This window comes from Pseudoalteromonas sp. RB2-MNA-CIBAN-0110 (assembly GCF_040309305.1).
GTDB classification, from domain to species: Bacteria; Pseudomonadota; Gammaproteobacteria; order Enterobacterales; family Alteromonadaceae; genus Pseudoalteromonas; species Pseudoalteromonas arctica.
In genome coordinates this window covers 144,227-157,570 of the sequence record NZ_JBEOOQ010000002.1, presented here as the reverse complement: position 1 = coordinate 157,570, position 13,344 = coordinate 144,227, and the positions used below count along the sequence as shown (strand labels likewise).

The following is a 13,344-nucleotide window of genomic DNA, read 5'->3' as shown; positions in this document are numbered from 1 at the left end:
AAGCAATTTATCAGAAAAAAGAAGGTGATTACATCACCTTTCATTCTTTGTTGTGATTTTACTAACTAAAATACGAGTTCGTGTGAGTTAAGACAGTATTAAAGTGAGTTAGTTTTGTTGCGTAATGCATATTGTAGGTACTTTTTATGTAGATCAACAAGCTCTATATGCACTAGGTTTAAACTACGGTCATTATTTAAAATATCATCCGCTTTTTGCTGTTTATCGACGCGTGACATTTGCGAGGCAATAATACTTTTAACTTGCTCAATACTTGTGCTGTCGCGTTTTGCTGTACGCGCTATTTGTACAGAGGTTGGTACGTCAATAAGTAAGGTATGGTCGCAATATTTATCAAGGTTGTTTTCAAACAATAAAGGCGCTACTAAAACAACATAAGGGCTTGCTGCGCTATTTAAATCGTTTAGTATTTTTATCCGTATAAGAGGGTGCAGTAACGCATTAAGCCATTCTTTGTCATTGTTGTTAGTAAATATTTTTGCGCGTAGTTCTGCTCTATTTAATGTGCCATCAGGCAATAAAATATCCTCACCAAAGTGTTGGGTAATCGCTCTTAGCCCTTTGCTATTTGGGAGTACTACTTCACGCGCAATTATATCGGCATCAACTATTGTAATATCAAGCTCTTCAAACATGTTACTGATGGCCGTTTTACCACAGCCAATACCACCTGTTAAACCTAATACCCAGCTGTTAACTTTAGTAATTTGCTCACTCATTTTAATAACCAATTAAATTAAAATAAGCGCCTTGAATTTGGTTGCCCCAAAGCATTGCAATCCAGCCAGCAATCGCTAAATAAGGCCCAAAAGGGATAGGGGTCGCTTTGTCTTTACCTTGTATGCTCAGCAGTGCAATACCTATAATGGCACCCACTACGCTCGAAAGCAGAATAATAGTAAGTAATGACTGCCAGCCAAGCAAAGCACCAAATACAGCAAGCAATTTAAAATCGCCATAACCCATGCCTTCTTTTCCGGTTAGTAACTTAAATAACCAAAACACGCTCCACAAGCTTAAATAGCCACAAGCCGCACCAATAATGGCATCGGTTGGTGTAATTGTGTAACCCATTACTGAGGCAATAAGTGCAAGCCATACAAGCGGAAGTGTAAGTTGATCTGGCAGCAGCATGTGGTCAATATCAATAAAGGTTAGTGCTACTAAAATCCACGTTACAAAAATATATAAAAGGGCTTGCTCGGTCGCACCAAAACTATAGGCAACAATTAAACTTAATAGGGCAGTAATTAGCTCTACAGCAGGGTATCGAGCCGAAATAGGGTTACTGCAGCTTGCACATTTACCTTTAAGTGCTAACCAACTAATAATAGGAATATTCTGCCAAGGCTTAATGGCAGTTTTGCATTTAGGGCAGGTAGAATTGGGTTTTACTAAGTTAAAAGGCTCGTTGATGTTTGGGTTAGAACTATCAGGCTTCGAATTACCTGGTTTAGAGCTATCCGAGTTCGAGTTGTTTTTTTTAAGCTCGTCATCTAGCAATATACGGCATTCACTTTGCCACTCGCGCTGCATCATTAATGGTAAACGATAGATAACCACATTTAAAAAGCTACCAATACATAAACTAATTAAGCCAATCGAGGTTAAATAAAACCATAATTGGCTTTGCATTACTTCTATAATACTTTGCATTTGTTTACCTAAAACTAAAATTCTTTAATAACACACTTAGGACGACGCGATATAAAATTAGGAGAACGCGATATAAAATCGCTGCTACATGTGCGTCCCTTTAAAATCGCAAGGTTTCTTATATTTTTCCAAAGGAATTAAATTACAGAACCTAATTGGAAAATAGGTAAGTACATCGCGATAATTAAACCACCAACAAGTACACCAAGTACAGCCATAATAAGTGGCTCAAGCAAGCTTGAAAGGCCATCTACTGCATCATCGACTTCTTGCTCGTAAATAGTAGCCACTTTCGCGAGCATGCCATCTAGTGAGCCAGACTCCTCACCAATCGCGACCATTTGTATTACCATATCAGGGAATATTTTTGAGTTGCGCATTGCCCAGTTCATCTGATTACCTGAGCTAACCTCTGCCTTAATATCTAAAATGGCATATCGGTAAACAGCATTACCAGAGGCTCCTGCTGCAGAATCAAGCGCATCAACCAACGGCACACCAGCAGCAAACGTAGTCGAAAGAGTTCGTGCATAGCGAGCAACTGCTGCTTTATTTAAAATCATACCGATCACAGGGAGTTTTAGTATTGCTCTGTCAGTAGCGTCTCTAAGTTTTAAACTCCTCAGTTTAGCTTCTTTAAAAGTATAACCGAAAGCAATTATAGCTATTAGTATTACCCACCAATACGCTTGCATAAATTCTGATATACCAATAACAAACAAAGTAAATGCAGGAAGCTCCGCGCCAAACCCTGCAAAAATATCTTGAAACTGAGGTACTACAAATATTAATAATATTGAGGTTACAATACCTGCAATAACTAATACTGACATAGGGTAAAACATTGCTTTTTTAATTTTTGATTTTAGTGCTTCAGATTTTTCTTTATAAATAGCGACACGATCAAATATTCTATCAAGCGCACCTGATTGCTCGCCCGATGCGACTAAGTCACAGTATAAATCATCAAAATAGCGGGGATGTTTTCTTAGTGCGGTTGATAGTGGTTGGCCTGCTTTAACTTCATCCGCAATAGTTTCCATTAATTTGGCGACACTTTTATTGGTCGAGCCAGTGCCAATCATTTCAATAGACTGTATTAACGGTACTCCTGCCATTAGCATGGTCGCAATTTGGCGAGTAACTAGTGCGATATCTTTTGGCGTTATTTTTTGGACACTTTGGATGCCAAATAATGGCTTTGCCTTTCGCTTTACTTTTGATGGCGTGATGCCTTGTTTGCGAAGCTGAGCTTTTACTAATGCAATACTATTGCCTGTAAGCTCGCCTTCAAGTTTCTTCCCTCGCGCACTTACACCGACCCACTGAAAGGTATCGAGGCCTTTATCTTTTTGTTTTATTGCCATTGAGAGTACCCAGCTGAATTTGGTTTACATGTTATTATTACAAGCATAACTTAAACTAATGATTCTTGGTAGAAAAGTTGAGCGTTTTAAAATCGTTGCCCTACAGACCAAAACCTAGGCCCGTAAATATATCCTTTATCAGGATCAATATTATTATAAATATTTATCGCTTTTTGTAAGTAAAGGCACCATGCAAAAATAAATAAAATGGCTATTAAAGCTTTTAAGTATTTATTTATGGTAAGGCTTTGGTTGTTTTTTTTATTAATTCTTCCAAGTAGCAACCCCCACATGATAAATAAGAGTGTTTGCGAAACCGGCATTACATGCACACCAGAAAATAGTGAGTATGTAATTCCTATAGCAAAAGAATAAAAGAGACTTTCAGTAATGATATCTTTTTTATGACATTTCAAATGTGTTATAGCTTTTTTAAAGGTTGTACAAACAACTGCTAAAATAGATATAAGAGCGATAAGACCCCATTCATTTAAAATTTCAATTAACGAATTATGAGGATGGCTAAAAGGAGCTGAGCTGCCAAGTGACATTTCAAACACTCCAGGACCATTGCCTATAAATAAATGCTTTAAAGATAGGCTTGAAATAGTATTAAACCATAAATCAATACGGCCCGAGGTGGACGTGCGTAGTATTTCGGCCCCTCCTTTATTTAACGAATCTAGAGCATAAAAAGTAATACAACTTAAAACAAAGCAAGCTAATCCGATAAGTACTTGTTTTTTTAATGTAGTTTTTAAAGCAAGAGCAAAAATGGAGAAAGCTAAAAATGAGAGTAAAGCCCCACGAGCTTGCCCAATAAATATAAGTAATAAGTTTAAAAACAAAATAGTAAATACAACACGCTGAATGCTTTTAAACTTTAGGAGTAGCACCAAAAATGGAAGAACAAACACCTGTACTTGATTAAAAAAGCGAATGTTAATAAATCCAGAGTAAATTATGTATGGATTTAAAGGTTGTTGTTCAGATAGCGTAAAAATTATATTAAGTAGGCATATTAAAATGAGGCTTGTATGAGTTATCAGTAATGCATAAATAATAAATAAAATAGATTTTTTATTATTTATAGTACCTACATAACACATAGTTAAAATAAGTAGACTTATATGAAATGTATAAAGTAAGCTAAAACTTTGCTCCGCACTCATTAATGCAGATAAATAACCACAAAAGATAAAAACCGAAAATAACATTCCATTTTTTTTGTTTAGTGCCAGCTTAAAAGTAGGCTCTTTATTACTTAAAAAAGCTGTAAGCACTAGAATACTTGTGAAAAGTAAAAAAGCTATTTGGATGATACGTTGGTGGTTATGGTAGTCGTATGAAATTATGGGTATTAAAGGTATTAGCGTACACAGAAAAAACAAGCTGATAAGCGATGGCTTTTTTATATTTATTATATTCATGAATGCTGATTCTTACGCATTAAAAAAGCGCCAAACTAGGCGCTTTTAGTAATCAAGAAATGATTAAGATTGTGGACAGCTTTTTGGAGCTAAATCTTTGTCTGCTGCTGCAATACCTGTAGTTGCACATGTCCATGCCCCAGTTGCAGCTCTAGTCCAAGTTAATTTAGCTGAACTAATTTGAGAAGGTGCATTGGCAATCGAACAAACAATTGTGCCTGCGCCAGCTGACATAGCAGCTGTAATGGTACAGTTTTGGGTTGATGCATTTTTAATTGCTTTTATATCAGAAACTGTTGAAACGGTTTCACCATTATTAGCTAAAATCTCCATTTCAGTTTTTGCACCAGATATCTCAGCTAAACCAGCCGTAAGCTTTGATGTTGCTTGGTAGTTAGAGTATGCAGGTAAAGCAATTGCAGCTAAAATACCGATGATTGCTACTACAATCATTAATTCAATTAGGGTGAAACCCTGTTGTTTTTGAGTCATTGTTTTCATGTTTCCTCTCCTAAAGGATAGATTTTTGTAACTTAAATCACTTAAGCGGCAAATGCCTCACTTAATTTAACTGATTTACTTTACAGTTTTACTTAAAATTAATTTTATTACACTTTAGCTTTAGAGTATGAAACACAAAAGCCGTATGTGAATTCATTATGTTTAGTACTAGCTATAAAAGTTTACTAAGAGCACTACATGTTGTAGCAACAAATAGTATAGGCATAAAGTAAGTAGTTTAGTTGCTTTAGTTTTTAATTATGTCTTTAAAAACTAAAGGTACTAGTTATTTATGACTACCTTTTAAAATAAAATAGTACAACAGAATTAGTCTACCATTTTATTTTAGTATTTAGCACGTATCTTCTTATAAAAAAGCGATTTTATTTAACAAAATGTTACAAAGTAAGCCTTTCGGGTTATTTAATGCTTTTTTACTTAACTTGTCAATCGATTAGGGGTATTAATTGGCAGTTGTTGCTTTAAAATCGTTCAAAACGCATCGATAAATCGATTGATTGTAAGTTTTTTGTTAATGCGCCGCTTGATATAAAATCGACGCCGGCTTGTGAATAAGTTTTGAGCGTTTCTAGGGTCATATTGCCTGAAACCTCTAATTTTGCACGCTTGTTGGTTAAAATTACAGCTTGCTTAATTTGCTCTACGCTAAAGTTGTCTAGCATAATTATGTCGGCGCCAGCTTCAATTGCTTGCTTAAGTTCAGGGAGTGATTCTACTTCGACTTCGACAGGTTTGTTTGGGTGGTTTTGTTTAGCTTGAGCTACGGCTTTGTTTATTGTGCCGCAAGCTGCTATGTGATTTTCTTTAATTAAAAAAGCGTCAAATAATCCAATACGATGGTTTGCACCCCCGCCACATTTTACTGCGTATTTTTGAAGAGCGCGCAGACCAGGTATGGTTTTGCGTGTATCGAGTAGTTGCGTTGTTGTACCACTTAATTCTTTTACATAATGTGCTGTAGTAGTGGCTGTACCCGATAACGTTTGCACAAAGTTAAGTGCAGTACGCTCGGCAGTTAATATTGAACGAGCCGAGCCAATAGCGGTAAATAATGTGCTGTTTGCTTTAACTGCGTCGCCATCATTAATGAGTACATTAACCTTAACGCTTGGGTCTACTTGTTTAAATACTTCAAGGATGATGTCTTTTCCGCAAAAAATACAGTCTTCGCGGGTAATTACTTTTGCGTTGGCTTGCTCGCTCTGAGGGATAAGCTGCGCGGTAATATCGCCGTCTTGAGCTGTTTGATAATTTAAATCTTCGTCGAGTGCAAGAGTGACAAGTTGGCTAACTAAAGAGTGCGGGATAGACATAATAAAAGCTCATAAGCGTTAATAAATTAAGCAAATTTTACTATGTTTATAAAAGAAAGAGAAGCGATTGCCTTTTCACCAATATAAAGATAAGCGCTTGAAGTAAATTCGTACCTACGTGCGGGTTTGAATTATCTGTAGGTGAGGTTTTATACCTCGCTTTTAATTTCAACAGTTACGTTACATGAGCGGATGTAAATTCGCACCTAGGTATGGGTTTGAATTATCTGTAGGTGAGGTTTTATACCTCGCTTTTAATTTCAAAAGTTATGTTACATGAGCGGATGTAAATTCGCACCTACGTGTGGGTTTGAATTATTTGTAGGTGAGGTTTTATACCTCGCTTGTTACTATCATTTTTTTAATAAATCCATTAGCATCAGTGCTATGTATATCTTGATATTTATATAATAAACGTATCATGAAAATAGATTTAGACGGTGTTTTAAGTGCGGTAGCGCAGCGGCCTTGTTCGCATTTTGATGAGCGCCCTGATGAGGCTGATATTTCTTTATTGGTGATTCACAATATATCATTGCCAGCAGGGCAGTTTGGTACACCTTTCGTTGATGAGTTATTTATGGGGTGCATTGATTGCAATGCTCATCCGAGTTTTAGTGACTTAAAGAATTTACGTGTATCGGCCCATTGCTTTATAAAGCGCACCGGTGAGGTTATACAATACGTGCCTTTTGAAAAGCGCGCTTGGCATGCAGGGCAATCTGAGTTTGAGGGGGTACCTGCTTGTAATAACTTTAGCATTGGCATTGAGCTTGAAGGTACCGACACCGCTCCATATTCTTTAGCACAGTACAAAACATTAACTATTATTAGTAAATCTATAATGCAACGCTATCCAAAAATTACCCCTTCGCGTATTGTTGGGCATTGCGATATTGCCCCTGGGCGTAAAACAGATCCTGGCAGTAGCTTTAATTGGCCATTGTTTTTTAATATGATTGAACAACTAAGTTAAGAGAATTATTCCCATGATTTTAGTTTCTATAATAATTGCATTAATACTAGAGCGCTTAGGCGCTCGGTCTAATTACTGGCAGATAAGTTATTACGCAAATGGTTATTTAAATCGCTCTAATAAATTACTTGGTGATAAGGGCTTATTTAGCTCAGCACCGGGCTTTTTAATTTGGCTTTTACTTCCAGTGATTGCGATGGCACTAATTTATTGTTTATCTGATTTTGTTTTGTGGCAGTTGGGCATTAATATCGCGGTGCTTTTGGTTTGCTTTGGTTGTGCTAAGCAGCGTGCTTTATATAAGTCGTACTTAAATGCGTTAACGCGAGATGACGGTACTGCTGCATCTTTATATGCGTTGCAAATAGGTCAAAAGCGTACTGATGATCAAGATGGTGGCGAAACCTTTGGGCAAACATTGGCGTGGGTAAACTTTAGATTTTACTGTGCGGTTATTTTTTGGTTCGTTGTTTTAGGCGCGCCAGGTGCGGTTTTATATGCACTGGTACGTACTTTAGCTGATTTAGTACGAGAAGATCATAAAGTAATATTTGCTAAGCGTTTTAAACTTATACATAAATTATTGTTTTGGCTCGACTGGTTACCTGCACGTATTACCAGCTTTGGTTATTTAGTAATAGGTAACTTTAATAAAGGCACAAGCTGTTGGCTACGTTACGTACTTAACTTTAAATCTCCAAACCGAGAAGTAGTAACATGTACTGCGCTGGCTGCAGAGCAAGTTGAAAAGCGTTATTACGGCTGTACCTACGAGGCCACTTGTATGATTAAGCTTGTTAAGCGCAATGTATTATTTTACTTAGTACTTATAGCGCTACTTACATTATTTGGTGGACTGTCGTAGTCGCGATTTTACATCGCGCATTGTGTTTTTCGGTTGGGAGATTAGTTGCCAAATATCGCGGGGTAAACCCGCTGCTACGATATTGCGTAGTCGCGATTTTATATCGCGCATTGTGTTTTTGGTTGGGAGATTAGTTGCCAAATGTCGCGGGGTAAACCCGCTGCTACGATATTTGCGTAGTCGCGATTTTACATCGCGCATTGTGTTTTTCGGTTGGGAGGTTAGTTGCCAAATGTCGCGGGGTAAACCCGCTGCTACGATTGCGTAGTCGCGATTTTACATCGCGCATTTTGTTTTGCGTTTAGGCAATTACTTGCACAATAATCGCGGGGTAAACCCGCTGCTACGATATCGCGCATTGTGTTTTTGGTTGGAGATTAGTTGCCTAATGTCGCGGGGTAAACCCGCTGCTACGATATTGCGAAGTCGCGATTTTATATCGCGCATTGTGTTTTTCGGTTGGGAGATTAGTTGCCAAATATCGCAGGGTAAACCCGCTGCTACGAGTTTAGATAAATACTATCCCAATATGGGTAGTCTGCAATATTTTCTATTAAATTTGCACGCAAAGGGTTTGCGACTATGTATCTAGCACAGCTATTTAAGTCTTCGGTATTTCTTATTAAGTGATCATAAAACCCTTTTTGCCAAAGCTTTTGTCTGCCAAATTGTCTATACACCGTGGCTGAGCGTCCTTTGAAGCTTCTAATTACCTCACTTAATGTTGCGCTATCGGATAATTGTAATAACCAATGAATATGGTTTGGCATTATCACGAAAGTATTTGATTTAATTAGTTGCTCTCTTTCTAATCCCCTCATTTCATTGATAATAGCTCTATTAATTATTAAGCTTGTGAATAGGTTGTTTCGCTCATGACAAACCAGTGTAATAGCATAATAGTGGTTTGCTTTTGATACTCTTCCCTTTCGTAATAAATATGAACGATGCATAACATACCCGTATTTTAGCAATCACAGACCCACGAATTTAAAGCATATGCAATTTTTATAAATTTGCGTAGTCGCGATTTTACATCGCGCATTGTGTTTTACGTTTAGGTAATTACTTGCACAATAGTCGCGGGGTAAATCCGCTGCTACGATATTGCGTAGTCGCGATTTTACATCGCGCATTGTGTTTTACGTTTAGGTAATTGCTTGCACAATAGTCGCGGGATAAACCCGCTGCTACGATATTGCGTAGTCGCGATTTTATATCCCACATATGTTTTTCGGTTGGGAGATTGTTTGCACAATAATCGCGGGGTAAACCCGCTGCTACGATATTGTGTAGTCGCGATTTTATATCGCGCATTGTGTTTTATGTTTAGTTGATTGATCGTGTGTAAATTGCAGCTATTTCTTTGGTACTTTTATCCTGTTATTAATTTCTTTAATAAATTCAACTAGAGTTAACACTCTATTTTTCTGGTCAGACCAATTGTTTTCATCCTATTAACGTTATAACAATTTTTGTAAATTGCGCATTGTTTAATCTTCGTTCAAAATGCGTTACGCTACTTTAATTGCTCAAGCTACCTGTAAATTGACAGCTAATAAGGTTTTTGATACCGTATTGAAAATTTTTGGTATGACCAATTTACCTTTTGGGTAAATCATACTACTCAAAGCCCCGCTTTATGGGCTCTTGGTATTTATACAACGCGGACGTTGATTCATGTCTTTAAAGATCAAAGCAGCAAAGTTATCTGATGTTATTTTACAGCAACTCGAGAACATGATTCTTGAAGGCTCGTTAGCACCAGGTGAAAAGTTGCCACCAGAGCGTGAACTAGCAAAGCAATTTGAAGTGTCTCGCCCGTCACTGCGTGAGGCAATTCAAAAGTTAGAAGCAAAAGGTTTAGTTACGCGTCGCCAAGGTGGCGGCACGTTTGTAAAAAATCAGCTCGAAGAAGGGCTTACTGATCCACTTTTTGATTTGATTAGTAAACACCCTGAGTCGCAGTTTGATTTACTTGAATTTCGTCATGCATTAGAAGGGATTGCTGCTTACTACGCAGCACTGCGCGGGACCAGCAACGATTTTAGCAAAGTGAAAGAAAGCTTTGATAAAATTGCCCTAGTTAATGATGATTTACAGCAAAAAGCAAAAGCAATTAATGCATTTCACTTTAGCGTGGCAGAAGCCTCGCATAATGTGGTGTTACTGCATTTAGTAAGAGGCATGAAAGCGCTACTTGAGCAAAATGTATTGCAAAATTTAACTGTTCTATTAAAAAAGTCAGATATTAGCAGTCAGTTAGCCCAGCACCGGCGTTTATTAATGGATGCCGTTATTGACGGTAATCCAGAACAAGCCCGTTTAGCAAGTAATGCGCATTTAGCGTTTATAGAAGAAGCATTACTTGAAGCGGGTAAAGAACATTCGCGAATTGAACGTAGTTTAAGACGCACCAAACAAAATTAAGCTAGTACATTGCTACTTTGAACACACAAAATTAAGTAACAGTGATATTAAATTAAACATTCGTATTTTAAACATAAGGAAACCTCCATATGTCTGAAGTCAATAAAATTGACGTAGACGCGCTAGAAACACAAGAGTGGTTACAAGCTCTTGAATCAGTTGTGCGCGAAGAAGGTGTTGAACGAGCTCAGTTTTTACTTGAGCAAGTGTTAGAACAAGCCCGTTTAGACGGCGTTGATATGCCAACGGGTATTACCACGAACTACGTTAATACTATTCCTGTAGATCAAGAACCGGCTTACCCAGGTGATGTAAACCTTGAGCGCCGTATTCGTTCAATTATACGTTGGAACGCGATTATGATCGTTCTACGTGCATCGAAAAAAGATCTCGACTTAGGCGGTCATATGGCGTCTTACCAATCATCTGCTGCATTTTATGAAGTGTGTTTTAACCACTTCTTTAAAGCACCAAATGACGTAGACGGTGGTGACTTAGTTTATTACCAAGGTCATATTTCTCCGGGTATTTACGCACGTGCGTTTGTTGAAGGTCGTTTATCGGCAACACAGTTAGATAACTTCCGCCAAGAAGTTGATGGCAAAGGTTTACCGTCGTACCCACACCCTAAATTAATGCCTGAATTTTGGCAGTTCCCTACGGTATCAATGGGCCTAGGTCCGATTGCGTCTATTTACCAAGCTCGCTTTTTAAAATACTTAGATGGTCGTGGCTTAAAAGACACTAAAAACCAACGTGTATACGCGTTTTTAGGCGACGGTGAAATGGATGAGCCAGAATCACGCGGTGCTATTTCTTTTGCTTCACGCGAAAAGCTAGACAACCTTTGTTACTTAATTAACTGTAACTTACAGCGTTTAGATGGTCCAGTTATGGGTAATGGTAAAATTATTCAAGAGCTAGAAGGCTTGTTTAAAGGCGCTGGCTGGAACGTAATTAAACTAGTTTGGGGCAGCGGCTGGGATATTCTTCTAGCTAAAGACACAACGGGTAAATTACTACAGTTAATGAACGAAACTGTTGATGGTGATTACCAAACATACAAAGCTAAAGATGGCGCGTACGTACGTGAAAACTTCTTTGGTCGTTACCCAGAAACAGCTGCACTTGTTGCAGATATGACAGATGACGAAATTTTCGCGCTTAAGCGTGGTGGTCATGAGTCATCAAAACTATTTGCTGCATTTAAAAAAGCAGAAGATACTAAAGGTCGTCCAACTGTGATTCTTGCTAAAACTGTAAAAGGTTACGGCATGGGTGAAGCAGCTGAAGGTAAAAACATTGCACACCAAGTGAAAAAAATGGATATGTCGCATGTTGCACATTTACGTTCACGTCTTGGTCTTGACGATTTAGTATCTGAGGAGCAATTAAAAGAGCTTCCTTATTTAGAGCTTGAAGAAGGCTCACCAGAGCATAAGTACCTTCATGCTCGTCGTGATGCACTTAAAGGTTATACACCTAAACGTATTCCTCGTTTTACTGAAAAATTAGCGTTGCCAGAAGTAGAGGCATTTAAACCGCTACTTGAAGAGCAAAAACGTGATATTTCTACAACAATGGCATTTGTTCGTGCACTTAATATCTTATTAAAAGATAAAGGCATTGGTAAAAATATTGTACCAATTATTGCCGATGAAGCACGTACATTTGGTATGGAAGGTTTATTCCGTCAAATCGGTATTTATAACCCGCATGGTCAAAACTATACACCACAGGATCGTGATATTGTTTCTTACTATAAAGAAACTGTATCAGGGCAAGTGCTTCAAGAAGGTATTAATGAGTTAGGTGCAATGTCGTCATGGGTTGCTGCTGCAACTTCATACAGCACTAACGATTTACCAATGATCCCATTCTACATTTACTACTCTATGTTTGGTTTCCAACGCGTTGGCGACATGGCATGGATGGCGGGCGATCAACAAGCACGTGGTTTCTTATTAGGTGCTACTGCGGGTCGTACAACGCTAAATGGTGAAGGCTTACAACACGAAGATGGTCACAGTCATATTCTTGCTAATACGGTTCCTAACTGTATTTCATATGACCCAACTTACGCGTTTGAAGTAGCTGTTATTGTACAAGACGGTATTCGTCGTATGTACGGTGATGACCAAGAAAATATTTACTACTACCTAACGCTTATGAACGAAAACTACCATCAGCCAGCTATGCCAGAAGGCGCTGAAGAAGGTATTCGTAAAGGTATTTATAAGCTTGAAAGTTACGAAGGTAAAAAAGCCAACGTACAGCTATTAAGCTCAGGTACTATTATGACTGAAGTACGTAAAGCCGCTACGATTCTAAGCGAAGAGTATGGCATTGCGTCTGACGTGTTCTCTGTAACGTCTTTCAACGAATTAACGCGTGAAGGTCAAGATGCTGAACGTTTCAATATGCTTAACCCTGAAGGCGAGCAAAAAACAGCATTCATCACAAGCGTATTAAACGACTCTGTGACTGTTGCAGCAACGGATTACATGAAAAACTACGCAGAACAAGCGCGTTCATTCATTCCAAGCAGCAACTACAAAGTGTTAGGTACCGATGGTTACGGTCGTTCTGATAGCCGTGAAAACCTACGTCGTCACTTTGAAGTTAACGCGGGCTACGTTGTTGTTGCTACGTTATCTGAACTTGCTAAACGCGGTGAAGTTGAGAAGTCAGTAGTTGTTGAAGCTCTTAAAAAGTTCAACATCGACACTAACAAACTTAACCCACTGTACGCATAAGAGGTTTG

11 protein-coding genes are annotated in these 13,344 nt (G+C 38.2%); 4 read left to right on the top strand and 7 right to left on the bottom strand.

Annotated elements, in window-relative coordinates:
* Positions 1-98 precede the first annotated feature (98 nt).
* The 6 genes from coaE to nadC form a co-directional block, all read right to left on the bottom strand.
* Positions 99-740, bottom strand: a complete 642-nt coding sequence (coaE, locus tag AAEY68_RS02010) for a dephospho-CoA kinase (RefSeq protein WP_166376418.1) — start codon at positions 738-740, stop codon at positions 99-101.
* Position 741: 1 nt separating this feature from the next.
* Entirely contained in the window at positions 742-1,677 is a 936-nt protein-coding gene (locus tag AAEY68_RS02005) for a prepilin peptidase (RefSeq protein WP_166376419.1), read from the bottom strand.
* Between the two features lie 137 nt (positions 1,678-1,814).
* The gene (locus AAEY68_RS02000; RefSeq protein ID WP_166376420.1) at positions 1,815-3,044 is read right to left on the bottom strand and encodes a type II secretion system F family protein; all 1,230 of its coding nucleotides are present in this window, start codon (positions 3,042-3,044) and stop codon (positions 1,815-1,817) included.
* 86 nt (positions 3,045-3,130) lie between these two features.
* Complete coding sequence (locus AAEY68_RS01995) at positions 3,131-4,474, bottom strand: O-antigen ligase family protein (RefSeq protein WP_502935705.1); 1,344 nt, start codon at positions 4,472-4,474, stop codon at positions 3,131-3,133.
* Between the two features lie 63 nt (positions 4,475-4,537).
* Positions 4,538-4,975 carry a pilin gene (locus tag AAEY68_RS01990; RefSeq protein WP_169044338.1) on the bottom strand — a complete coding sequence of 146 codons (438 nt, stop codon included), beginning with the start codon at positions 4,973-4,975 and terminating at the stop codon, positions 4,538-4,540.
* A gap of 482 nt (positions 4,976-5,457) precedes the next feature.
* Positions 5,458-6,309, bottom strand: coding sequence for a carboxylating nicotinate-nucleotide diphosphorylase (nadC, locus tag AAEY68_RS01985; RefSeq protein WP_350585409.1), 852 nt, complete (start codon positions 6,307-6,309; stop codon positions 5,458-5,460).
* 421 nt (positions 6,310-6,730) lie between these two features.
* On the opposite strand from nadC, the gene ampD reads away from it, so the two are divergent.
* A complete protein-coding gene (gene ampD / locus AAEY68_RS01980) occupies positions 6,731-7,285 on the top strand; it encodes a 1,6-anhydro-N-acetylmuramyl-L-alanine amidase AmpD (RefSeq protein WP_350585408.1) in 555 nt (184 codons plus the stop codon).
* A 13-nt stretch (positions 7,286-7,298) separates the two neighbouring features.
* A complete protein-coding gene (ampE, locus tag AAEY68_RS01975; protein ID WP_007586130.1) occupies positions 7,299-8,150 on the top strand; it encodes a beta-lactamase regulator AmpE in 852 nt (283 codons plus the stop codon).
* Between the two features lie 500 nt (positions 8,151-8,650).
* Here ampE and AAEY68_RS01970 read toward each other — a convergent pair whose 3' ends face one another.
* Positions 8,651-9,103: an REP-associated tyrosine transposase gene (locus AAEY68_RS01970; protein WP_024590627.1), complete on the bottom strand. Its 453-nt coding sequence runs from the start codon at positions 9,101-9,103 to the stop codon at positions 8,651-8,653.
* 727 nt (positions 9,104-9,830) lie between these two features.
* Here AAEY68_RS01970 and pdhR point away from each other — a divergent pair.
* Positions 9,831-10,580: a pyruvate dehydrogenase complex transcriptional repressor PdhR gene (pdhR, locus tag AAEY68_RS01965; RefSeq protein WP_007586129.1), complete on the top strand. Its 750-nt coding sequence runs from the start codon at positions 9,831-9,833 to the stop codon at positions 10,578-10,580.
* Positions 10,581-10,669: 89 nt separating this feature from the next.
* The gene (gene aceE, locus AAEY68_RS01960; protein ID WP_024590628.1) at positions 10,670-13,336 is read left to right on the top strand and encodes a pyruvate dehydrogenase (acetyl-transferring), homodimeric type; all 2,667 of its coding nucleotides are present in this window, start codon (positions 10,670-10,672) and stop codon (positions 13,334-13,336) included.
* Positions 13,337-13,344: the final 8 nt, after the last annotated feature.

Excerpts from the sequence above, each read along its gene's own strand:
- AAEY68_RS02005 (WP_166376419.1), bottom strand. The coding sequence starts at position 1,677 with ATGCAAAGTATTATAGAAGTAATGCAAAGCCAATTATGGTTTTATTTA.
- coaE (WP_166376418.1), bottom strand. The coding sequence starts at position 740 with ATGAGTGAGCAAATTACTAAAGTTAACAGCTGGGTATTAGGTTTAACA.
- AAEY68_RS01995 (WP_502935705.1), bottom strand. The coding sequence starts at position 4,474 with ATGAATATAATAAATATAAAAAAGCCATCGCTTATCAGCTTGTTTTTT.
- AAEY68_RS02000 (WP_166376420.1), bottom strand. The coding sequence starts at position 3,044 with ATGGCAATAAAACAAAAAGATAAAGGCCTCGATACCTTTCAGTGGGTC.
- nadC (WP_350585409.1), bottom strand. The coding sequence starts at position 6,309 with ATGTCTATCCCGCACTCTTTAGTTAGCCAACTTGTCACTCTTGCACTC.
- AAEY68_RS01970 (WP_024590627.1), bottom strand. The coding sequence starts at position 9,103 with ATGCATCGTTCATATTTATTACGAAAGGGAAGAGTATCAAAAGCAAAC.
- ampE (WP_007586130.1), top strand. The coding sequence starts at position 7,299 with ATGATTTTAGTTTCTATAATAATTGCATTAATACTAGAGCGCTTAGGC.
- aceE (WP_024590628.1), top strand. The coding sequence starts at position 10,670 with ATGTCTGAAGTCAATAAAATTGACGTAGACGCGCTAGAAACACAAGAG.
- AAEY68_RS01990 (WP_169044338.1), bottom strand. The coding sequence starts at position 4,975 with ATGAAAACAATGACTCAAAAACAACAGGGTTTCACCCTAATTGAATTA.
- ampD (WP_350585408.1), top strand. The coding sequence starts at position 6,731 with ATGAAAATAGATTTAGACGGTGTTTTAAGTGCGGTAGCGCAGCGGCCT.
- pdhR (WP_007586129.1), top strand. The coding sequence starts at position 9,831 with ATGTCTTTAAAGATCAAAGCAGCAAAGTTATCTGATGTTATTTTACAG.